The following is a 20,905-nucleotide window of genomic DNA, read 5'->3' on the forward strand; positions in this document are numbered from 1 at the left end:
CCGCTCCATAACATGCGCGGCATGGAACTGGAAGTACGGCACCTGCGGGTGGTGTGCGCGATCGCCGAGGCCGGCAGCCTCACCCGTGCAGCCGCTGCGCTGTCCATGACCCAGCCGGGCCTCAGCACCCAGTTGCGCCGGATCGAGTCGATGCTCGGCGGTGTCCTCTTCGACCGGCGGCGGGCTGGAGCCACCCCCACGGCCTTCGGTGAGCTGGTGCTGGCCCGCGCCCACGCCGTCCTGCCGGGCATCGACGCCCTCCTCGCCGACACCGCCCGAGCGGCCCGCCACCTGGCCTCCCCCGACCGGGTCCGCGTCGGGTCGGTCGGCGCTCCCCTCATCGGCCACCTCGTCCTCGCCATAGGGAAGCTGCTGCCCGATGCCGAGGTGACGTCCCGGTGCCACTACTCCCCCGTCGCCCTCCTGGACGACCTCGCCGCCGGCCGCCTGGAGGCGGCCGTCCTCGGCGACCACCCGGAGCAGGGCCTGCCTCCGCGCGACGGGGTGGCCCTCACCCCCCTGGTCACCGAACCCGTCTTCGCCCTGCTGCCCGCGACCCACCCGCTGGCCGGTCAGGCGGCCGTGTCCCTGACCGAACTCGCCGATCACCACTGGGCGATGCCCCGGCCCGACGGCGACCGCACCCGCGAGTACTGGTCCTCCGTGTGCGCCCTGACCGGTCGGCGTCCTTCCGCCCCGCACGAGGCGGAGGGACGCCAGTTGATCGAACTGGTCCGCGCGGGCCTGGCCGTCAGCCTCTGCCAGGCCACCTTCGCGCCGACCCCCGGCGTCGCCGTGCGCCCCCTCGCGGGAAACCCGCTCTGGTACCGCCACGTCCTGGCCTGGCACCGTGACGGCCCGCTGGCCTCCCACGGCGACGACATCCTGCGCGCGGTGGAAGCCGGTTACCTGGACACGTGTGCCGCCAGCCCGGTCTACGCGGACTGGCGCCGACGGCACCCCGGCATGGCCCGGCTCCCGCATGCCCGAAGCCCGAGCACCGCAGCGGCGGCAACGCGTGATGACCTCGTGACCCTGATCCCCCCTGGCACCTGATCACGATCGCAGGCCGTCACGGCCGTTCGGCGACCGACAGCACCACCGGGCCACCCGCCCGGTCGGCCCGGACCGTCCACCCCGACGGCAGGCGCAGGGAGCGGTGCGGGGTGAGGCGGGTCGGGGGGCGGTGGTGCCAGAGGAGGCGGCTGTCCTGGTGGGCCTGGAGGACGGGGGCCGTCAGCGGTTCGGCGGAGCGCAGGAGGAGGGGGCGGGTGGCGGGGGCCGTGAGGTGGTTCGGGGTGATCCAGGCGAGTGGGGGGCGGACCAGGAGGGACGGGCCGGGGCCGGGCCAGGGGGTGCCCGCGAGGTGGGAGAGGACGGCGGGGGCTGCGGCGGCGCCTTCGGCGGCGGCGGTGGCGGCGGGCTCGGCGCCGCGGAGGGCGTTGCCGACGGCGAAGACCCCCGGAGCCGAGGTGCGGAACGAGGGGTCCACGGAGGGGCCCCGGGTGCCCGGGTCCAGGGGGATGCCGCCGCGGCGGGCCAGTTCGTGGTCGGGGATCCAGTCGCCGGTGAAGACCACCGTGTCGCAGGCGATGAACCTCGGCCGGCCGTCCTGGTGGCGTACGGCGACGCCCGTGAGCCGGCCCCGGCCGTGGAGGGCGGTCACCGTGGTCCGGGTGAGGAGGGGGACTCCGGGGAGGGTGGTGCCGCGCGGGTGTTCCGTGAGCATCGCCGCCACCCGCGTGCCCGACCGGCGGAGCGTGCGCACGGCGTGGCGGGCTATCGGTCCGGCGCCGACCAGCACCGCCCGGCGGCCGACCGGGTGGGCGTACTGGTGGACCGACTGCTGGAGTTCGCCGGTGGTGAGGACGCCCGCCGGGCGGGTTCCCGGCACCAGGCGGGCGCTGCGGGGGCGTTCGCGGGCGCCCGTGGCGAGGACGACGGCCCGGGCGGTGATCCGTTCCAGCCCGGCGGGGCTCGTGGTCTCCAGGGTCAGCGGGCCCGCCCAGCCGGTGGCGGTGACGCCGGTGCGGAGCGCCGCTCCGGCGTCCAGTGCCGCCGCGGCCGCGCGCCGTGCGTACTCCGGGCCGTGCAGCCAGGGCAGCGGGGGGCTGCCGAAGCCGCCGTGGTGGCAGTGGCGGGGTACGCCGCCCGGCTGGTCGTCGCGTTCCAGGACCTCGACCCGGCCGGCGCCCGCGCGCGCGACGCGGGCGGCGAGGGCGAGTCCGGCGGGGCCCGCTCCGACGACCAGCACGTCGACGGTCCGGTCCGTCCGGTCCGTGAGGTCCGTGCGGTCCACGCGGTCCGTGCGGTTCACGGGCGGGGCTCCTTCGACTCGAACAGCGCGCGGACCGCGGCCCCGCAGTGGAAGCCCTGGCAGCGGCCGCCCCGGGCGCGGGTGCGCCGCCGCAGGCCGTCGAGCGAGCCCGGCGGGACCGTCGCGGCGAGCGCGTCGCGGATCTCGCCCCGGGTCACGCGTTCGCAGTGGCAGACGATCCGCCCGTACTCGGGGTCCGCGGCGATCAGCTCCGCGTCGCGGTACGGGCGGGGGAACGCCTCGCCCAGGTTCGGCATCCGGACCGGTTCGAGGTCCCGGGCCCCGGTCACGGGCAGGCCCCCGTCGGCGAGCAGCTCCACCACGTGGGCGGCGATCGCCATCGAGGCGGTCAGGCCCGTCGAGCGGATCCCGCCCACGGTGACGTACCGCTGCGCGGGACGGGCCCGGATCGCGTAGTCCTCGGACCCGGTGGCGGCGCGCAGTCCCGCGTACACGGCGGTGACCTCCTCGTCGAGGAGCGCGGGCAGGATGCGCCGGCCCTTCTCCCGGAGCAGGGCGAGTCCTTCGGCGGTCGAGCCGGTGGCCGTCTTGTCGTCCAGGTCCTCGGCGGTCGGGCCCAGCATGACCTTGCCGTGGACCGTCGGCGTCACCAGGACCCCCTTGCCGAGCGCACCCGGGACCGGCAGCAGGATGTGGCGTACGAGGCCCCGTGCGAGCTCGTCGAAGACGATCAGCTGGCCGCGCCGGGGGGTCACGGTGAAGTCGTGGTGGCCGAGCAGCCGGTCGATCTCGTCGGCGTACAGGCCGGCCGCGTTGACCAGGTGGCGGGTGCGCAGCGGCCCGCGGCCGGTGGTCAGCAGGTGCGGGTCTCCGGAAGTGACGGACCGGACCGGGCAGTTGAGGTGGAGGTCGACGCCCGCGCGCACGGCCTGCGTGGCGTACGCGAGCGTGGTCGTCCAGGGGCAGATGACGGACTCGCCGGGCACGTCGAGGGCTCCGAGCACCCCGGGGCCGAGGTGCGGCTCGCGGGCCCGGACCTCTTCGGCCGGTACGAGCCGGGCGTCGTGGTAGCCGTTGCGCACGGCTTTGCCGGCGAGGCCCGGCAGCGCGGCGTGCTGTTCCTCGTCCCAGGCCACGAGGAGCGCCCCGAGCGGCTCCACCGGGATGCCGCTCTCGGCGGCGTACGCGGCGAGGCGCCGGCCGCCGTCGCGGACCAGCCGGGATTCCAGGGATCCGGGCACGGCGTCGAAGCCGGTGTGCAGGATGGCGGTGTTGGCCTTGGAGGTGCCGTCCCCTACGTCGTCGGAGGCGTCGAGCAGGGCGATCCGCAGCGGGAGCCGGGCCAGTTCGCGGGCGATGGCCGAGCCGACCACGCCGGCGCCGATGACCGTGACGTCGTACTCCGCGCCGGGCAGGGCGCCGCGGGTGGTGACGCTCACGCGGGGCCGTCGAGCAGGGCGGCGACCGCCGTGCGGAAGCGGGCGCGGCGTTCGGCGGCTGCGCCGGCTCCGGCCCCGGGCTCGTAGACGGCGGACGGCTTCCACTCCGGGACGGCCTCGCGGACCGTGAGGGAGGGGTCGAGGCCGAGGCGGGCGACCGCGCCGACGCCGAGGGCGGTGGCGTCCGGCAGCGCCGACACCTCCACGGGGATCTGGAGCAGATCGGCCTGGGCCTGCATGAGCAGGGCGGATCGGGTGAGCCCGCCGTCGACGCGGAGGGCGGTGAGCGGGGTTCCCAGGTCGGCGGCGGCCGCGTCGGCGAGCTCGGCGACCTGGGCGGCGATGCCGTCGCACAGGGCGTGCACCAGGTGGCCGGCGGTGGTGCCGAGGCCGAGACCGGTGACCGAGCCCCGCAGGTCGCCCCGCCACCAGGGGGCGGCGAGTCCGGCGAGGGCGGGGACGAAGGTGACGCCGCCTGAGTCCGGGACGCCGGCGCCCACGGTGTCGATGTCCGCGGCGCCGGAGATCACGCCGAGATCGGTGAGCCAGCGCACGGCGGACGCGGCCGTGTACACCTGGCCGTCGAGGCAGTAGCTGGTCCGGCCGCCGATCCGCCAGGCCACGCAGCCGACGAGTCCGGTGGAGCTGCGGCGCGGGTGCGGCCCGGTCTGGGCGAGCAGGAACGCGCCGGTGCCGTAGGTGCACTTGGCGGTGCCGGGCGCGGTGACGCTCTGGGCGAGCAGGGCGGCCTGCTGGTCGACGAGCAGCCCGGTCAGCGGCAGTTCGGGGCCGAAGGCGGTGGTGGTGCCGACGCGGGCGTCCGCGTCGACGATGTCCGGCAGCGGCTCGCCGGCGAGGCCGAAGGCTTCGAGGGCTTCCTGGGACCAGTCGACGGTGTCGAGGTCGAGCAGCTGGGTGCGGCCGGCGGTGGCGGCGTCGGTGACGAACTCGCCGGTGAGGCGGTGCACCAGCCACGCGTCGCTGGTCGTCACCACGCCCCGCCGCGTGAGGTGGCGGCGTATCCAGGCCATCTTGGGCGCGGCGAAGTACGGGTCGAGCGGCAGCCCGGTGCGTTCCCGCAACATCTCGGCGTGCGGGGCCAGTTCGGCGCACAGGTCGGCGGCGCGCCGGTCCTGCCAGACGATCGCGTCGGTCAGCGGCTCGCCGCTCGCCGGGTCCCAGGCGAGTACGGTCTCGCCCTGGTTGGCCAGGCCCACGGCCGCCACCGGCTCGCCGGCCGCGGCCAGCGCGGCGCGCCCGGCGTCGACGACGGAGCCCAGCAGCTCGGCCGGGTCCACCTCCACCCGGCCGTCGGGCAGGTGGCGGGGGCGTACGGGGGCGGAGGCCGAGCCGATGATTCCGCGGTCCGGACACAGGACGAGGGCCTTGGTTCCCGAGGTGCCTTGGTCCACTGCGAGCACCGGGCCCGTCATCACCACTCCGTTCCGCCGGGTTCGCCGGTTCGCCGGTTCGCCGTTCCGCCGGTTCATCGTTCCGCCGGTGCATCGATTCGTCGGTCGGAAGCCTCCACCAGCGCAGGGCGCCCGTCAAGATCCTTCCGCGCCCTCCTCCGTCTCGACTGACGGACAATCACCTCCCTCCGGTGGCTTGAAACTTGCGCTCGAAAAAGTTTCCGGGTGAGATCCGCCGCACCCGCTCTATAGTGATCGCCGATCAACGGGCGGTAACGGCGCCGTCCGTGGCTCAACTGCGGGGGTCCGCCGAACAGTTCGCGCATGGTTCACGCATCCCTGGTGCTGGCCCGACCCCGCGGTGCGGCGATCGGGGGCCAGACGGACCGACCCGTCCCTCCATGCGATCCGAGGACCGATGACCACGATGACCGCAGTACGAGCCGGTTCCGGCCGCACGTCGCCCGGGACGAGGTGATGGCCGGCGGCGATTTCCGGCCCGTCTACCACCCCGCCGGCCTCGACAACGACCTGCGCGCCGCCGTACAGGACCTGCGCACCGGCCGCTGGCTGTCGATGGCGCGGCTGCTGGAGCGCACGGACGGCTGGGGGCTGTGGACCCAGCGCACCCAGGTCCTCGCCGCGGTCGCGGCCGGCTCCGACGTGGTCCAGGCCTGGCGGACCGAGCAGCCGACCAGCGTGGCGGCGACCGTGATGCACACCCGGGTCGCCGTGGAGCGCGCCGTCCGCGCCCACCGCGCGGGCCACACCCGTACGCACGAGCTGTGGCAGGAGGCCTGGCAGTCGTGCCGGACCACCGCCGGGATCAGCCCCGCCGACCCCGTGCCCTGGGTCTGCCTGCTCGCCCTGGCCCTCCTCGACGAGGACCGCCGGATGGACGAGCACCGGCTGCCGCCGCCCGGCCCGATGCTGCCCCCCGGGCCGTGGGGCATCCTCGCGCAGGCCGACGAGCGGGACCCGCACAACCGCGAGGCCTACCACCGGATGCTCCAGTTCGTGTACGCGGGCGCGCCCGGGCCCAGGCCGCGCTCCGAGGCCGTCAACTTCGCCCGCTGGGCCGTCGCCGCGGCTCCGCCCGGGTCCCCCGTCCACCTCCTGCCGCTCTACGTCCACGTCGAGCGCTACCGCCGCGAAGGCGGACAGGAACGCGCCCTCGACCTGCACTGGGTCGCCGAGGACGCCATCCGCGACGCCGTGCACGCCCTGGACGCCTGGTTCCCGTACGCCGACCCGGCGCACGCCTCCCCGCTCGACCTGAACCACCTCGCCCACGCCCTGTGGGGAGCGCACCGGTTCGACGCGGCGGCCCGGGTCTTCGACGCGATGGGCGGGTACTGGACCACCCTCCCCTGGGCCCAGCGGACCCTCGACCCCGCCGACCCGGTGCTCGCCGAGGAGGTCTTCCTGCGGGCCAGGGCCCGCAGCCTGGCCGACCGGGACTGACCTCCCTGGCCCACTCCCCGCTCCATCACCCCCGTCCCCACCCCACCCCCCTTCGGAGGTACCCCCGTGTCGCGCACCACGCCGGCAGCCCGCCCGGACCACAAGGCCCCGCCCCACCAGGACGAGGAGGAGCGGCTCAGAGAGCTCGGCTACCAGCCCGTCCTCGCCCGCCGGATGGGCGGGTTCGGCAACTTCGCCATCAGCTTCTCCGTCATATCCGTGCTGTCCGGCTGCATGACCCTGTACGGCTTCGGCCTCGGCACCGGCGGCCCGGCCGTGATGTTGTGGGGCTGGGCCGGCGTCGGCCTCTTCGTCCTCTGCGTGGGCATGGCCCTGGCCGAGGTGACCAGCGCCTACCCCACCTCCGGCGCGCTCTACTACATGGCGGACCGGCTCGGCGGACGCCGCTGGGGCTGGTACACGGGCTGGCTCAACCTGCTCGGCCTGCTCGGCGCCATCGCCGGCATCGACTACGGCGCCGCGCTGTTCACCGGCGCCTTCCTGAACCTCCAGTTCGGCTTCGTGCCCACCCCGGGCTCGACGTTCCTGATCTTCCTGGCGATCCTGCTGCTGCACGCCGTGCTCAACCTCTTCGGCGTCCGGCTCGTCAGCGTGCTCAACTCGATCAGCGTCTGGTGGCACCTGGCCGGCGTCGCCGCGATCGTCGGCGCCCTGGCCTTCGTACCCGACCGCCACCAGCCCGTCTCGTTCGTCTTCACCGAGTTCGTCAACGACACCGGCTGGGCCAACCCGTTCTACGTGGCGGCGGTCGGCCTGCTGCTCGCGCAGTACACCTTCTCCGGCTACGACGCCTCCGCGCACCTCTCGGAGGAGACCTCCAACGCCTCCGTCTCCGCGGCCAAGGGGATCGTCCGGGCCATCTGGGTCTCCTGGCTCGCCGGTTTCGCCCTGCTCGCCGGGCTCACCTTCGCCATCCAGGACTACGCGGCCGTCCAGGGCAGCGCCACCGGTGTGCCGCCCGCCCAGATCTTCCTCGACGCCCTCGGCTCCGGCGGCGCCACCGCCCTGCTGCTCGTCGTGATCGTCGCGCAGATCTTCTGCGGCAACGCCGAGGTCGCCGCCGCCAGCCGGATGGTCTTCGCGTTCAGCCGGGACAACGCGCTCCCCGGCTCCTCCCTGTGGCGCAAGGTGAGCGGCCGCACCCAGACCCCTGTTCCCGCCGTGTGGCTCTCGGTCGCGGCCGCCGGTGTCCTCGCGCTGCCGTCGCTCTGGTCCGCCACCGCCTACGGGGCCGTGACCGCCATCAACGTCATCGGCATCACCCCGGCCTACGCCATCCCGATCTACCTGCGGCTGCGGGCCGGGGACCGGTTCCGGCCCGGCCCGTGGAGCCTCGGCCGGTGGAGCAAGCCGGTCGGCTGGATCGCCGTGGCCTGGGTGGCCCTGGTCACCGTCCTGTTCTGCCTGCCGCAGAAGTCGCCGGTCACGATCGACTCGATGAACTACGCGGTGATCGCCCTGGCGGTCGTCCTGGTCCTGGCCAGCGTGTGGTGGTACGCCGCCCGGCGCTCGTACGGGACCCCGTCCGCCTACGGCAACGCGCGCGAGCAGGCGGACATCGCGGAGGGCATCGTCTGACCGTCCGGTCCCGCGGAGCGGCGGGCGGCGGTACGGGTGCCTCAGCGGCGCGCGCCCGGACCCCCGCCCGCGGCCGGCGCGGCCGTACCGCGGTACCTGGCGTTGACGACCGCCGCCCTGGCCAGTGCCGCGGGGTTCAGGAAGCGGCCCGGACCGATCAGGCGGGACGCGAAGCGGTACATGTGGCGCGCCATGGCCTCGTCGCGCGCCGCCGCGGCGAACATCAGCCGCTCCCCCGGGTTGAACGGGCGGGCCTTGGCGTAGTCCACGGCCAGCGACTGCTGGCCGCGCAGCCGGCGCCGGTGCGTGCGGGCGTACGCCGCGAGTGACCGGTCGAGGTCCCCGCGGCCCGCCGCGGCCGGGGCGACCGCCGCCGCCAGCCACCGGGCGGACTCCAGGGCCCAGCCGCACCCCACGCCCCACAGGGGGTCGCCGGTCAGGGCGGCGTCACCGATGAGCGCGAGGCCCGGGGCGGTCGGCTCGCGGGTGACGAGCGGGTAGTCGACGGTGCCGATGATCTTGCCGACCCGCTCGGCGGCGTCGATGGGCGGCGCCTCGGGCAGGGCCCGTACGAAGGAGAGGAAGCTGCCCTCCAGGTCCTCGCGGAAGGCCGGCAGCCGCTTCTTGTCCGGGAGCACCGCGAGGACCGTCACCCCGTCGTCGTTGGGGAACGCGTACGCCATGTCCGGCTCCAGGAACCAGGTCTGCCCGATCCCCCCGTGCAGCGGGAGGCCGCGGAAGTGCGCGAGGTACCCGAACCGCGAGTTCTCGTACTGGCGGGTGGGCACCCCGGCGAGCTTCGCCACGGCCGAGTCCTTGCCGTCGGCGCCGACCACCAGCCGGGCCCGGATCTCGCGCTCGCCCCGGGGCGTCTTCGCCCGCACGCCCACGGTCCGCCCGGCTTCCGTGACCAGCCCGGTCACCTGGTGGCCGAGGAGCAGGTCGACGCCGGCGGTCTCCCCCGCACGGGCCCTGATCAGCGGGTCGAGGGTGCTGCGCCGGACGTTGTACGCGTACGGCAGCGCGGGTCCCGCGGGCGCGGCCCTCGGCTCGATCCATCCCCAACGGGTGTACCAGCGGGCCTCGTTGCGGACGGCTCCGGCCTTCTCCAGGGCGGGGAGGAGGCCGAGCTCGTCCAGCACCGGGTAGGCGTTGGCCGTTATGGAGTGGGTGCACAGCACCTTGTACGCCTCGGGGTCCGAGCGGCGTTCCAGCAGTGCGACGCGGACCCCGCGCCGCGCGAGCAGGATCGCCGCGGCGCTGCCGGCGAGGCTGGCTCCGCTGATGACGACGTCGTAGCCGTCTCCCGCGCTCTCAGGCTCGGTCATGCGCTGATCGCCCCCTTCGGGGTGTGGTGCGGTCGTGGGAGTGGTGCGGTGCCAACTGCAGTCGTGAGCCCGCCCAGTTGTCAATGCTTCCGCTCGGAGGGCGATCGTCCGGCGGGCCGGTACCGGTGCGTCCCGGCCGTCCCCGCGGCTAGCCTGGGCGCGTGATGTCCGCCGATGACCGACAGCCGGCCGCCCCGTCGGACCCCGCGCCGGTCGGGGTGCCGCCCCTCGATCCCGAACTGGGCGTCGTGCTCGCCGGATTGGGTGCGGGGGCGCGGAAGCCCGTCACGCCGGAGACGCTGGCCGAGTGGCAGGCGCGGGACGCCTCGGCCCGGCCGCGGCCGACGGTGCGGGACCTGTGTGCGGGCGGGCTGTTCGAGGTGGCCGAGCATTCCGTGCCGGGGCCGGAGGGCGGGCCGGAGGTCACGCTCGTCAGCGCGCGGCCGGCCGGGGTCGCCGGGCCGCTGCCGTTGCTGTACTACCTGCACGGCGGCGGGATGGTCGCGGGCAACGCGTGGTCCGTGCTGCCGCGGGTGCTGCGCGAGTGGGCGCTCCCGCTGGGGCTGGCCGTCGTGTCGGCCGAGTACCGGCTGGCGCCCCGGGTGCGGTACCCGGAGCCGCTGGAGGACTGCTACGCCGGGCTCGTCTGGGTGCTCGCCCACGCCGACGGGTTGGACGTCGACCCGGACCGGTTCGTCATCGGGGGCAAGAGCGCGGGCGGCGGGCTCGCCGCGGCGCTCGCCCTGCTGGTCCGCGACCGGGGCGGGCCCCGGGCACTGGGGCAGCTGCTGCTGAGCCCGATGCTCGACGACCGCGGCGCCACGTTCTCCACCCGGCAGATGGGCGGCGCCGGCGTGTGGGGCCCGATCTCCAACGCGACGGCCTGGCAGGCCCTGCTCGGCGAGCGGCACGGCGCCGCCGACCTGCCGGCGTACGCGGCCCCCGCGCGCGCCACCGATCTGTCCGGGCTTCCGGCGGCCTACGTCGAGGTGGGATCGGCCGAGATCTTCCGGGACGAGGGCGTGGCGTACGCGAACGCCATCTGGCAGGCCGGCGGGGAGGCCGAACTGCACGTGTGGCCCGGCGCCTGCCACGGGTTCGACGGCCTGGCCCCGCACGCGGCGCTCACCCTCGACGCCCGCGAGGCCCGCACCCGCTGGCTGCGGCGCCTGCTCGCGCGGGCGGCCTAGGAGTTGTCGTCAAAGTGTCAGGCCCACATCAGGATCGAGGCGAGGGTGACGGCTGCCTTGTAGGACTGGGCGGTCTTGTCGTAGCGGGTGGCGATGCCTCGCCACTGCTTGAGGCGGTTGAAGCACCGTTCCACGACGTTGCGGTGCTTGTAGACCTCCTTGTCGAAGGCCGGAGGGCGGCCGCCGAGGCCGCCCTTCCGGGCCCGGTTGCGCACCTGGTCGGCCCGCTCGGGGATGGTGTGCCTGATGCCGCGGCGCCGCAGCCAGGTGCGGATCGCCTTCGAGCTGTAGCCCTTGTCGCCGATGACGTGATCGGGCCTGGTCCGAGGCCGGCCCGGTCCGGTCCGGGGCACCCGGATGGCGTCCATCACCGTGGTGAACTGCGTGCAGTCGTTCGTGTTCCCGCCGGTCAGGACGAACGCGAGCGGGCGGCCGACCCCGTCGCAAGCAAGGTGGACCTTGCTGGTCAGGCCGCCCCGGGACCGGCCGAGGGCCGGGCTTTGGTGCCCCCTTTTCGAGCCCCGGCGGCATGCTGGTGGGCGCGGACGATGGTGGAGTCGACCGACACCAGCCAGTCGATGTCACCCGCGGCGTCCGCCTTCGCCTGCGCAGCCCGCAGCATCCGGTCGAACGTGCCGTCCGCCGCCCAGCGGCGGAAGCGGGTGTGCAGGCTGGTCCACGGGCCGTATCGCTCGGGAACGTCCCGCCAGGGGACACCGGTGCGGAACTTCCACACGATCCCGTTGAGGACCATCCGGTCGTCCAGCCGGGGCCGCCCCAGCGCAGGCCGGGGCAGCAACGGACGTATGAGGTCCCACTCGGCATCGGACAGTTCATGGCGACGTATCACCACTCCATGATCCACAATCCAAGATCACTTTGACGACAGGCTCTAGGGCTTCACCGCCGTCAGGCGGCGCAGGCTCGTCCGGCGCTGGAGGAGGGCCAGGGTCGCCACGCCCGCGCCGAGCGCGAGCCAGCCGGGCGGGCCCGCCGCCATGACGGCGCCGGTCAGCAGCGGGGGGCCGACGGCCTTCTGGGCGGCGGAGGAGATGCCGGCCACGCCCAGGTACGAGGCCCGGGCCCGTCGCGGGGCGAGGGAGACGGCCAGTTCCCATGAGGACACCGAGCGGACCAGCTCGGCGGCGGTGACCAGGGCGGCCGCGGCCAGCAGGATCGCGGAGGCGGTCCAGGGCCCGTGCTCGGGGGTGAGGGCGAGGAGGGCGCAGGCGCCGAGCAGGAAGAGCCCGTACCAGGCGGCGGCGGCCGCCGCCTGGCGCGGTGCGCGGACCTTCGCCGACACGGGGAGCTGGAGGGCGACGACCAGCACGGTGTTGAGCACGAGGAAGGCGGGGACGACGGCGTGCGGCGCGTCGGTGTGGTGCACCAGCCACAGCGGGAGGCCGACGTCGAGGAGCGAGGCGTCCAGGTTCAGCGCGGTGTCGAGGAGGACGAAGCGGAGGTAGCCGCGGTCCCGCCAGGGGCCGGCGGCCGGGGCCTCCGGGGCGGGCGGGCCGTCGCCGGGTGCGGGGGCGACCAGCCGGCCGTGGCCGCGCGGTTCCCTCGTACGCCACACCAGGGCGGCGGCCGCCAGGAAGGACAGCGCGTTCCCGAGGATGAGGGCCTCGTACGCGGTCCGGGTGCCCACGGCGAGGCCGGCGGCGGCGAGGCCCGCGCCGAGGGCGCACCCCGCGTTGGCGGCGCTGCGCGACAGGGCCTGGTAGGTGGTGCGCCGTTCGCCGGCCACCCGGGTCGCGAAGAGCATTTCGAGGGTCTTGGCCGCGCGGTCGCCGAGGCAGGTGAGGGCGACGATCAGCAGGAGCGCTTCGAAGCGGGTGACGACGAGCAGCGCGCCGAGGGCCACCGGGCGCAGGAGGTGACAGGCGATCAGGAGGGGGCGTACGGGGAGCCGGTCGGCCAGGTGGCCCGCGAGGGGCGGGCCGGCTATGCCCGCCACCGCGCCGGTGCCGAGCATCAGGCCGAGCCGTCCGGCGTCGAGGCCGACGACGAAGGTGAAGAACAGCACCGAGGAGGCGGCCCAGACGCCGCTGCCGGTGCGGTCGACGAGCTGGGCGAGCAGCATGATCCGGGCGTCGCGGCCGCCGGGCGGCCGCCTCAGCTGTGCGATCAGTCCGCCGCCGCCCTCGGCACTGTCGGCCCCCTCGTGGTCCGTGTCGCGTCGCCGTGCCGTGCCGAGCCGCCGCATGGCGGGCCTCCGTCCCCCCGTGAAAAGTATCTCGATATCGAGATACCTCACGGCAGCCTGCCCTCCATCCATCTCGACGTCAAGATATTTCTGTCGCGCCGGGGCCGGCCCCCCGGGCCTCAGGAGCGGACCATGCGGGCGACGGCCCGGGAGGCCTCCTCGACCTTCTCGCGCGCCCGGTCGCCGCCCTCGGCGACGGCGTCGGCGACACAGGAGTGCAGGTGGTCCTCCAGCATGGTCAGCGCGAAGGACTGCAGGGCCTTGGTGGCGGCGCTGACCTGGGTGAGCACGTCGATGCAGTACGTCTCCTCCTCCACCATGCGCTGGAGGCCGCGCAACTGGCCCTCGATGCGGCGCAGCCGCTTGAGGACGTCGTCCTTGTCCGTGCTGTAGGCGGGGCGTGCGGTGTGTGCGGTGTGAGCGGACACGGCGGTCGTTCCCTTCCCGTTGCTACGTCTGGTACGTCCCTCTGCTCGTGCGCGCTCAGTGGGAGTGGTCGCCCGGCTCCTCCGGCGCCGCGGGGCCGGCCGCGGGCCGGGCCCCGCCGCCGCCCGCGTTGACCGTGAAGGCCGTCGTACGCACCTTGCCCTCGTGCTGGAAGTCCAGGAAGAGCCGGTACGTGCCCGCGCTCGGGGCGGTCGCGGTGAAGGAGACGTCCGGGCCGGGGCCGCCCTCGTTGGGGTGGACGTGCAGGTAGGCGAGGTCTCCGTCGCGCAGGGCGACGAGGTGGCCGTAAGCACCCAGGTACGGTTCGAGGTTGGTGACGGGCTTGCCGTCCTTGCTGACCGTGAGCTTGAGTTCGCCCGCCCTGCCGGGGTCGAGGGTGCCGCCCAGGGCCACCTGGTAGCCGTCCACCTCGGCCGTGTTCACCGCCGGCGGCATCGGGGCCGGTGCGTACGCCCCGGGGACCGAGAGGTCCGCGCCGAGGGTGACGTTCTTCGCGCCGGGCGCGTCGGGGGCGAAGTCGGCGAACGCCTTGTAGGCCCCGGCCGCGGGCAGGTCGACCGGCGCCGACCAGGTCCCGTCCTGGGCCCGCACCGGGTGCAGGTGGCGGTAGACCGTGAGGTCGCGCGAGGCCACGATGAAGTGCAGCTCCTTGCCGTGCTCGGTCTTGTACCGGGTGACCTTGCGGCCCTCCGCGTCCTTGACCGAGAACCGCAGCTCGCCCTGGCCGGCCGCGATCCGCGGGGTGTCGAGGCTCAGCGTGTAGCCGCCCTCCGAGACCTGGAGCCCGCCGGCCGCCGGGCCCTGGGCCGCCGCCGGGTCATGGCCCCCGTGACCCGCCGACGCCCCGGACCCGTCGGATCCGGTGGAAGCCTGCGCCGCGTGGGTCCCGTGCGCCGGCTTGGCCGGGGCGCCCACGGGACCCACGCCGGCGCCCACTCCGTAGGCGGTGCCGAAGGTCGCCGCCAACGCTGCGGCGAAAACGGTGATCTTCACTCCGGTGTTCATGGCTGATCTCCCCTACGACGTACGTGACACTGCCGCATCCAGCGGTTCCATGGACTTCACCATACCCCCCAGGGGTATCAAGTCAAGCTGGAGGAACACTTGCGATGCATACCTCCTGGGGGTATATCTGGAGTCAGTCCGGATACCCCCAGCGGGTATCGGAGCGACTGAGGTCCGATCTAGGAGAAACACATGTCTTCCTGCTGCACCCCCGAAGGCACCTGCGGTACGAACGCCGGCGGGACCACCACCGCCGTGGACGTGGTCGACACCACCGCGACCGTCTACCGCGTGACCGGAATGTCCTGCGGGCACTGCCGGACCGCCATCACCGCCTCCGTCGGCGCGCTCGACGGGGTCGTCTCCGTCGACGTGGACGTCGACGGCGGCGTGGTCACCGTGACCACCGCCGGCGAGCCCGACGACGCGGCGATCACCGCGGCGGTCGACGACGCCGGCTACGAGCTGACCGGCCGGGCCTGACACCCGGTCCGTCCCCGACCCACCCGGCCGCCGGGGCCCCGTCCGTCCACCGGGCCCCGGCCCCCACCCCGCGCTCGAACGAGGAGCAGCACTCATGACCACCATCACTCCCGGCGCCGCCCAGGTCGAGCTCGCCATCGGCGGCATGACCTGCGCCTCGTGCGCGGCACGCATCGAGAAGAAGCTCAACCGGATGGACGGCGTCGAGGCCACCGTCAACTACGCCACCGAGAAGGCCAAGGTCACCTTCGACGCCGACATCTCCGTCGCGGACCTGATCGCCACCGTCGAGGCCACCGGCTACACCGCGCAGGAGCCGGCGCCGCCGCGCACCGGCGGCGGCGCCGGCCCCGAGGGGGAGCAGTCCGAGCACGACGAGCTCGCTCCGCTGCGCCAGCGGCTGGTCACCGCGGTCTCCCTCGCGGTCCCCGTCATCGCGATGGCGATGGCCCCGGCCCTCCAGATCGACTACTGGCAGTGGCTCTCGCTGACCCTGACCGCGCCCGTCGTCACGTACGCGGCCTGGCCCTTCCACCGCGCCGCCTGGACCAACGCCAAGCACGGCGCGGCCACCATGGACACCCTGATCTCGGTGGGCACGATCGCCGCGTTCCTGTGGTCGCTGTGGGCCCTGTTCTTCGGCACCGCCGGCACCCCCGGAATGACCCACGCGTTCGAGTTCAGCATCGCCCGCACCGACGGCGCCGGGAACATCTACCTGGAGGCGGCGGCCGGAGTGGTCGCCTTCATCCTGGCGGGCCGGTACTTCGAGGCCAAGTCCAAGCGCAAGGCCGGCGCGGCCCTCAAGGCGCTGCTGGAACTGGGCGCCAAGGAGGTCACCGTACTGCGCGGCGGCCGCGAGGTGACCGTGCCGACCGCCGAACTCCAGGTCGGGGACCGCTTCCTGGTCCGTCCCGGCGAGAAGATCGCCACCGACGGCACCGTCGTCGAGGGCTCCTCCGCCGTCGACGCCTCCATGCTCACCGGCGAGTCCGTACCCGTGGAGGTCTCCGCCGGCGACTCCGTCACCGGCGCCACGCTCAACGCCGGCGGCCGCCTGGTCGTCGAGGCCACCCGGGTCGGCTCCGACACCCAGCTCGCCCGGATGGCCCGGCTGGTCGAGGACGCCCAGAACGGCAAGGCCGCGGCCCAGCGGCTCGCCGACAAGATCTCCGCGGTGTTCGTCCCCGTCGTCATCGGACTGGCCCTGGCCACCCTCGGGTTCTGGCTCGGCACCGGATCGGGCCTCGCGGCCGCCTTCACCGCCGCCGTCGCCGTACTGATCATCGCCTGCCCCTGCGCCCTGGGCCTGGCCACCCCCACCGCCCTGATGGTCGGCACCGGCCGCGGCGCCCAGCTCGGCATCCTGATCAAGGGACCGGAGGTGCTGGAGAGCACCCGCAAGGTCGACACCATCGTCCTGGACAAGACCGGCACCGTCACCACCGGCCAGATGACCCTGCTCCGCGTCCACAGCGCCGAGGGCACCGACGAGGCCGAGGTGCTGCGCCTCGCCGGAGCGCTGGAGCACGCCTCCGAACACCCCATCGCTCAGGCCGTCGCCGCCGGCGCCGCCGCCCGGGTCGGCACCCTGCCCGCCCCCGAGGACTTCGCCAACATCCCCGGTCTCGGCGTACAGGGCGTCGTCGACGGCCACGCGGTGCTCGTCGGCCGCGGCAAGCTGCTCGCCGAGTGGGCGATGGAGCTGCCCGTACACCTGGAGCGCGCCAAGTCCGAGGCGGAGGCCGCCGGCCGCACCGCGATCGCCGTGGCCTGGGACGGCGAGGCCCGCGCGGTCCTGGAGGTCGCGGACGCGGTCAAGGACACCAGCGCCGAGGCCATCCGCCGGCTGCGCGCCCTCGGCCTCACCCCGATCCTGCTGACCGGCGACAACAAGGCCGTCGCCGAGACCGTGGCCCGCGAGGTCGGCATCGACGAGGTGATCGCCGAGGTCATGCCGCAGGACAAGGTCGACGTCGTCAAGCGGCTCCAGGCCGAGGGCCGCAGCGTCGCGATGGTCGGCGACGGCGTCAACGACGCCGCCGCGCTCGCCCAGGCGGACCTGGGCCTGGCCATGGGCACCGGCACCGACGCCGCCATCGAGGCCGGCGACCTGACCCTCGTACGCGGGGACCTGCGGGCCGCGGCGGACGCCATCCGGCTCGCCCGCAAGACCCTCGGCACCATCCGCTCGAACCTGTTCTGGGCCTTCGCCTACAACGTGGCCGCCCTGCCGCTCGCCGCGGCCGGACTGCTCAACCCGATGATCGCCGGTGCGGCCATGGCCTTCTCCTCGGTCTTCGTCGTCGGCAACAGCCTGCGCCTGCGCGGTTTCCGGGCCGCCACCGACTGAGGAGCCCCGTGGCCGCCGCCCCTCCACCGCACGATCCGGTGGCGGGGCGGCGGGCGTTCCGGATCCCTGTACCGGGCCGGGGTATGCCCCCGGCGCCGGGGCGGGCCGTACGATGAGCCGCTCGCGAGGGGGAGGGCCGAGAGGGATGCGCGTACGCCGGCTGGGAGAGCTGGAGGCCGAGATCATGGACCGGGTGTGGCAGTGGGAACGCCCCGCCTCGGTCCGCGAGATCGTGGACGACATAAACCGGGTCCGCAAGGTCGCCTACACCACCGTCATGACCGTGGCGGACATCCTCTACCGCAAGGGCTGGCTGAGCCGCGAGAAATCCGGCCGCGCCTGGATGTACGAGGCGGTGCGCAGCCGCGAGGAGTACACGGCGGCGCTGATGCAGGACGCGCTCGGCGACAGCCAGGACCGCAGGGCCACGCTGCTGCGGTTCGTGGAGCGCATGTCCCACGAGGACGTGGAGGCCCTGGACGAGGCCCTGCGCGCAGCCCGCACCGACCGTCCGGCCGACGGGAGCGGCCGGTGAACCACCACGTACTGCCGCCCCTCGGACTCGCCCTGATCACCGGCCTGATGCTCCCCTTACTACTGGTGCGCGCCCGCTGGGCCCAGCAGGTGCCCCGGATGGGGCTGGCCGCCTGGATCGCCTGCGGTGCCGCCTTCGCGCTGTCCACCGCCATACTGCCCGCTCAGCTGCTGCTCCCGGCGGAGACGAGCCACCACCTCATCGACGCGGTCCTGACCCTGAGCCCGCCGTCCCCCGCGCGGCTGGCCGCGGCCTCCGGGCGCGAGGCCCTCGCCGCGGCGTCGGCGCTCGCGGTGCTGGCGGTGCCGGGCACCGGATTCGTGCGGGAACTCCTGCGGGCGCGCCGGGCCCGCACCCGGCACGCCGAACTGCTGCGCCTCGTCGGCCGCCACGACTCCCGGCTCGGGGCGACCGTACTGGAGGACGCGCGCCCGGCGGTGTACTGCCTGCCGGGGCGTTCGCGTCGGGTCGTGGTGTCCTCGGGTGCCCTGGAGGTGCTGACGGAGCAGGAGCTGGCCGCCGCGCTGGCCCACGAGCGGGCCCACATCGGCGGCCGCCACCACCTGCTGGTCGCGGCGGCGGGCGCGTACTCGGCGGTGTTCCGCCGGCTGCCGCTGGCCCGGATCGGCGGGCGGACGGTGCCGCTGCTGCTGGAGATGGCCGCCGACGACCGGGCGCTGCGCGGGTGTTCCAGCGACGCGCTGGCCACGGCGCTGTACGCGCTCGCCTCGGGGCGCGCGCCGCGCAGGGCGTTCGCGGCGGGCGGACCGTCGGCCGCGGTGCGGATGCGGCGCATCCTGGGGCCGCGCCGGGCGGGACGCCCGGTGCTGCGCGGGGTGTTGGCGGTGGCCGCGGCGGTGTCGGCGGTCGTTCCGCTCGTGGTCGCGTGCTGTTGGACGGCCTGACAGCGGATTGGCCTCTCGCCCTCTCCGCCCCCAACCCGGTTATTTACTAAGCCAATTCGTAGATTTCCCGCCGCCCCCGACCACTCGAATTGCCCGCTATTCTGAGCGCGTGCGGGCTCAGGACCGGTACGGCGAGAGGTGCGGAAAGAATGCTGCTGGCTGACGTGCGGACGGCAGCTCCCGGTGACGCGACGGCGATTTCCCGGCTCCTCGCCGAAGCGATTCGCGACGGCTACGGCGAGGCCCTCGGGGAAATCCGGGTCGGCCGGCTGGTGTCGGACCATTGCGCCCTGCCCCGCATAAGAGCGGAAATTGAAATTCCCGGCGGAGCTCCCGCCTGGCTCGGCTGGCTGGTCGCGGCCGACACCGACGGCACCGTCGTGGGGGCCGTCTCGGGCGGCGTGCCGGTCGCCGCCGCGGGCGAGGTCTACGCCCTGTGCGTGACCCCGGCCCGGCAGCGGGAGGGCGTCGGCACGGCGCTGCTGGAGGCGGCCACCGGCCGGATGCGGGCGCACGGGGCCGCGTACCAGCGGATCACGCTGCCCGCCGAAGAGGCCCCCGCGCTCCCCTTCTTCACCCGCCACGGCTTCGGCGCGCTCACGCCGGTCAGGCTCGGCCGCACCCTCTGACGGCCGCCCGCCCTCCCCCGGGGCGTGGCAGATCCACGCCATCGCGTGTTCACGCAGCCCGCCGCTCTGGCCCCGGACCTCCCGCGCAGGACAGGATTCCATCAGCGGCGCGGTCCCGGCGGCACGGGAGCCCCGCCCCGGACGGCTGGACCGAGCGACCCCCTGGAGGAGCGATGCACACACCGAGCGGCATTTCCCCGTCCGTCCTGCCGGTCGCGCCCGTCCCTTCCGCACCGGCCTCGCCGTCCGCACCCGCGGCCGCCGGGGCTGCGTGGGTGCCCGGCGCGGCCTCCGTCCTCTCCCCCGCCGGCTTCCTGCCCGGCCTGGAGTCGACCGCGCCCGCCGACGAGGACTCGCTCTGGCTGCAGGACGCGCTGCTGGGACCGCACAGTGCGGACATCGTCCGCTACCTCGGCCTGGCGCGGGAGTGCGGCGGCGGCCCGGTCCTGGACCTGGGCTGCGGGGCGGGACGGCTCGCGGTGCCGTTCGCCCGCCAGGGCTTCCGGGTCGAGGCCGTGGACCGGGACGCCGCCAGCCTGGAGCGGCTGCGGGCCTGGGGCCGGCGGATCGGGCCCCAGGTGTCACGGCGCCTGGTCACCACCCGGGCGGACCTGGCGGGGCTGCGGCTGCGGGGCACGTACCGGCTGGCCCTGCTGGCCGGGACGATGATCTCCGCCGTGCCGCCGCACGCCCGTCCGGGGCTGCTGCGCGAGATCGCCGCGCACCTGGAGCCGGGCGGCGCGCTCGCCCTGGACTTCACGGCGCACCGGCTGCGCGGGCTGTCGGAGGAGCCCTCGCGCACCTGGGCGTTCCAGGTACCGCGGTTCGACGGGGTCGAGGAGTGGACGGTGGCCCGCCAGGAATTCGACCTGGACGGCATGAGCGAGCACATCACCTACCACTCGGTGCGCACGGGGAAGCCGAGCGGCGAGCGGGTGACCGGGAGCACCCGGAAGTGGATCATCGACCCGGAGTGCCTGACCGCCGAACTGCACGGGGCGGGCCTGCGCGTGGAGCGCCGGCGCGGCCACCGCGTGGACGAGCGGACGGAGAGCGTCCTGCTCGTCTGCCGGGCCGGCGGCTGACCCCGCACCGCCGTTCCGCGAGGCGGGCAAGAGGTACGATGCCCACAAAGGTTTGAGTGGACCAGATCGCGGATGGTGACGGGGAGATGGCTGTCGTGGAGGAGTCGACCGGCCGCGAGGCGGTGATCCAGCGCCTCCGCGACGTCGGGCTGCGCGTCACCGGCCCCCGCCTGGAAGTACTGCAAGTACTGTCGGCGGGCGGCCACATGGACGTCGAGTCCATCACCGCCGCCGCCCGCGAGCGGCTCGGGACCCTGACCAGCCAGGCCGTCTACGAGATGCTGCGGCACTTCCTGGAGACCGGACTGGCGGCGAAGTTCGACCGCCCCGGCCTGCCGGCCGTCTTCGAGATCGCCGGCCCGCCCCACCAGCACGCGCTGTGCCTGCGCTGCGGCCGCGTCGAGAACGTGCGGGCGGAAGTGCCCGAGCCGGCCGGCGAGGCGATCCACGCATGGCGGATGGGCGAAGGCGCCGAGGTCATCTTCAAGGGGCTGTGCCCCGACTGCCTGGGCGCGCCGCGGGACTGACGGCCCTCGCGCCCGCGCCG

General features: G+C 74.7%; 19 protein-coding genes. 11 read left to right on the forward strand and 8 right to left on the reverse strand.

Translation table 11 applies throughout. The annotated features are described in order from the left end of the window. Nucleotides 1-21 precede the first annotated feature (21 nt). Nucleotides 22-1,056, forward strand: coding sequence for a LysR family transcriptional regulator (locus tag ACZ597_RS16675; RefSeq protein WP_471330025.1), 1,035 nt, complete (start codon nt 22-24; stop codon nt 1,054-1,056). A gap of 16 nt (nt 1,057-1,072) precedes the next feature. Here ACZ597_RS16675 and ACZ597_RS16680 read toward each other — a convergent pair whose 3' ends face one another. The 3 genes from ACZ597_RS16680 to ACZ597_RS16690 are packed head-to-tail and all read right to left on the reverse strand — an operon-like array spanning nt 1,073 to nt 5,150. Further along, nucleotides 1,073-2,317 (reverse strand): NAD(P)/FAD-dependent oxidoreductase, encoded by a 1,245-nt coding sequence (locus ACZ597_RS16680; protein ID WP_471330028.1) that lies wholly within the window; start codon nt 2,315-2,317, stop codon nt 1,073-1,075. After that, nucleotides 2,314-3,717, reverse strand: a complete 1,404-nt coding sequence (locus tag ACZ597_RS16685) for an FAD-dependent oxidoreductase (RefSeq protein WP_471330031.1) — start codon at nt 3,715-3,717, stop codon at nt 2,314-2,316. Before ACZ597_RS16685 ends, ACZ597_RS16680 begins: the two co-directional genes overlap by 4 nt. Further along, a complete protein-coding gene (locus ACZ597_RS16690; RefSeq protein WP_471330033.1) occupies nt 3,714-5,150 on the reverse strand; it encodes an FGGY family carbohydrate kinase in 1,437 nt (478 codons plus the stop codon). The genes ACZ597_RS16685 and ACZ597_RS16690 overlap by 4 nt, the downstream gene beginning before the upstream one ends. 456 nt (nt 5,151-5,606) lie before the next feature. Here ACZ597_RS16690 and ACZ597_RS16695 point away from each other — a divergent pair, with 456 nt between their 5' ends. Both ACZ597_RS16695 and ACZ597_RS16700 read left to right on the forward strand, forming a co-directional pair. Beyond that, on the forward strand, nt 5,607-6,593 hold the full coding sequence (locus ACZ597_RS16695; RefSeq protein ID WP_471330034.1) for a hypothetical protein: 987 nt from the start codon (nt 5,607-5,609) through the stop codon (nt 6,591-6,593). 174 nt (nt 6,594-6,767) lie between these two features. Next, nucleotides 6,768-8,192: an amino acid permease gene (locus ACZ597_RS16700; RefSeq protein ID WP_471330145.1), complete on the forward strand. Its 1,425-nt coding sequence runs from the start codon at nt 6,768-6,770 to the stop codon at nt 8,190-8,192. Nucleotides 8,193-8,233: 41 nt separating this feature from the next. Here the strand turns inward: ACZ597_RS16700 and ACZ597_RS16705 are convergent, their stop codons facing one another. Continuing rightward, nucleotides 8,234-9,520, reverse strand: coding sequence for an NAD(P)/FAD-dependent oxidoreductase (locus tag ACZ597_RS16705; RefSeq protein WP_471330036.1), 1,287 nt, complete (start codon nt 9,518-9,520; stop codon nt 8,234-8,236). 164 nt (nt 9,521-9,684) lie between these two features. Between ACZ597_RS16705 and ACZ597_RS16710 the strand changes: the two genes are divergently transcribed. Beyond that, nucleotides 9,685-10,710 (forward strand): alpha/beta hydrolase, encoded by a 1,026-nt coding sequence (locus tag ACZ597_RS16710; RefSeq protein ID WP_471330039.1) that lies wholly within the window; start codon nt 9,685-9,687, stop codon nt 10,708-10,710. Nucleotides 10,711-10,727: 17 nt separating this feature from the next. Here the strand turns inward: ACZ597_RS16710 and ACZ597_RS16715 are convergent. The 4 genes from ACZ597_RS16715 to ACZ597_RS16730 form a co-directional block, all read right to left on the reverse strand. Beyond that, nucleotides 10,728-11,557, reverse strand: a protein-coding gene (locus ACZ597_RS16715; RefSeq protein WP_471330148.1) for an IS5 family transposase whose coding sequence is annotated in 2 segments (ribosomal slippage) — nt 10,728-11,221 and nt 11,221-11,557 — 831 coding nt in all. Because the reading frame shifts where the segments join, the coding sequence is not laid out codon by codon here. Nucleotides 11,558-11,602: 45 nt separating this feature from the next. Further along, nucleotides 11,603-12,916: an MFS transporter gene (locus tag ACZ597_RS16720; RefSeq protein WP_471330042.1), complete on the reverse strand. Its 1,314-nt coding sequence runs from the start codon at nt 12,914-12,916 to the stop codon at nt 11,603-11,605. 119 nt (nt 12,917-13,035) lie between these two features. Continuing rightward, nucleotides 13,036-13,344, reverse strand: a complete 309-nt coding sequence (locus ACZ597_RS16725; RefSeq protein WP_471330044.1) for a metal-sensitive transcriptional regulator — start codon at nt 13,342-13,344, stop codon at nt 13,036-13,038. Nucleotides 13,345-13,399: 55 nt separating this feature from the next. After that, the gene (locus tag ACZ597_RS16730; protein ID WP_471330047.1) at nt 13,400-14,368 is read right to left on the reverse strand and encodes a hypothetical protein; all 969 of its coding nucleotides are present in this window, start codon (nt 14,366-14,368) and stop codon (nt 13,400-13,402) included. Nucleotides 14,369-14,560: 192 nt separating this feature from the next. On the opposite strand from ACZ597_RS16730, the gene ACZ597_RS16735 reads away from it, so the two are divergent. From ACZ597_RS16735 to ACZ597_RS16765, 7 genes are all read left to right on the forward strand, one after another. After that, on the forward strand, nt 14,561-14,851 hold the full coding sequence (locus tag ACZ597_RS16735) for a cation transporter (protein ID WP_471330049.1): 291 nt from the start codon (nt 14,561-14,563) through the stop codon (nt 14,849-14,851). A 94-nt stretch (nt 14,852-14,945) separates the two neighbouring features. After that, on the forward strand, nt 14,946-17,204 hold the full coding sequence (locus ACZ597_RS16740; RefSeq protein ID WP_471330051.1) for a heavy metal translocating P-type ATPase: 2,259 nt from the start codon (nt 14,946-14,948) through the stop codon (nt 17,202-17,204). Nucleotides 17,205-17,349: 145 nt separating this feature from the next. Further along, complete coding sequence (locus ACZ597_RS16745) at nt 17,350-17,739, forward strand: BlaI/MecI/CopY family transcriptional regulator (protein WP_007267334.1); 390 nt, start codon at nt 17,350-17,352, stop codon at nt 17,737-17,739. Next, nucleotides 17,736-18,644 carry a M56 family metallopeptidase gene (locus ACZ597_RS16750; RefSeq protein WP_471330054.1) on the forward strand — a complete coding sequence of 303 codons (909 nt, stop codon included), beginning with the start codon at nt 17,736-17,738 and terminating at the stop codon, nt 18,642-18,644. Before ACZ597_RS16745 ends, ACZ597_RS16750 begins: the two co-directional genes overlap by 4 nt. 149 nt (nt 18,645-18,793) lie before the next feature. Continuing rightward, nucleotides 18,794-19,273 carry a GNAT family N-acetyltransferase gene (locus tag ACZ597_RS16755; RefSeq protein ID WP_471330056.1) on the forward strand — a complete coding sequence of 160 codons (480 nt, stop codon included), beginning with the start codon at nt 18,794-18,796 and terminating at the stop codon, nt 19,271-19,273. A gap of 173 nt (nt 19,274-19,446) precedes the next feature. Beyond that, nucleotides 19,447-20,358: an SAM-dependent methyltransferase gene (locus ACZ597_RS16760; protein WP_471330059.1), complete on the forward strand. Its 912-nt coding sequence runs from the start codon at nt 19,447-19,449 to the stop codon at nt 20,356-20,358. An 86-nt stretch (nt 20,359-20,444) separates the two neighbouring features. Then, complete coding sequence (locus tag ACZ597_RS16765) at nt 20,445-20,885, forward strand: Fur family transcriptional regulator (protein WP_471330062.1); 441 nt, start codon at nt 20,445-20,447, stop codon at nt 20,883-20,885. Nucleotides 20,886-20,905: the final 20 nt, after the last annotated feature.

The sequence above is a fragment of the Streptomyces sp. NPDC040718 genome (assembly GCF_055593565.1).

Excerpts from the sequence above, each read along its gene's own strand:
- ACZ597_RS16675 (WP_471330025.1), top strand. The coding sequence starts at position 22 with ATGGAACTGGAAGTACGGCACCTGCGGGTGGTGTGCGCGATCGCCGAG.
- ACZ597_RS16690 (WP_471330033.1), bottom strand. The coding sequence starts at position 5,150 with ATGACGGGCCCGGTGCTCGCAGTGGACCAAGGCACCTCGGGAACCAAG.
- ACZ597_RS16695 (WP_471330034.1), top strand. The coding sequence starts at position 5,607 with ATGGCCGGCGGCGATTTCCGGCCCGTCTACCACCCCGCCGGCCTCGAC.
- ACZ597_RS16700 (WP_471330145.1), top strand. The coding sequence starts at position 6,768 with ATGGGCGGGTTCGGCAACTTCGCCATCAGCTTCTCCGTCATATCCGTG.
- ACZ597_RS16705 (WP_471330036.1), bottom strand. The coding sequence starts at position 9,520 with ATGACCGAGCCTGAGAGCGCGGGAGACGGCTACGACGTCGTCATCAGC.
- ACZ597_RS16710 (WP_471330039.1), top strand. The coding sequence starts at position 9,685 with ATGTCCGCCGATGACCGACAGCCGGCCGCCCCGTCGGACCCCGCGCCG.
- ACZ597_RS16720 (WP_471330042.1), bottom strand. The coding sequence starts at position 12,916 with ATGCGGCGGCTCGGCACGGCACGGCGACGCGACACGGACCACGAGGGG.
- ACZ597_RS16730 (WP_471330047.1), bottom strand. The coding sequence starts at position 14,368 with ATGAACACCGGAGTGAAGATCACCGTTTTCGCCGCAGCGTTGGCGGCG.
- ACZ597_RS16735 (WP_471330049.1), top strand. The coding sequence starts at position 14,561 with ATGTCTTCCTGCTGCACCCCCGAAGGCACCTGCGGTACGAACGCCGGC.
- ACZ597_RS16740 (WP_471330051.1), top strand. The coding sequence starts at position 14,946 with ATGACCACCATCACTCCCGGCGCCGCCCAGGTCGAGCTCGCCATCGGC.
- ACZ597_RS16745 (WP_007267334.1), top strand. The coding sequence starts at position 17,350 with ATGCGCGTACGCCGGCTGGGAGAGCTGGAGGCCGAGATCATGGACCGG.
- ACZ597_RS16755 (WP_471330056.1), top strand. The coding sequence starts at position 18,794 with ATGCTGCTGGCTGACGTGCGGACGGCAGCTCCCGGTGACGCGACGGCG.
- ACZ597_RS16760 (WP_471330059.1), top strand. The coding sequence starts at position 19,447 with ATGCACACACCGAGCGGCATTTCCCCGTCCGTCCTGCCGGTCGCGCCC.
- ACZ597_RS16765 (WP_471330062.1), top strand. The coding sequence starts at position 20,445 with ATGGCTGTCGTGGAGGAGTCGACCGGCCGCGAGGCGGTGATCCAGCGC.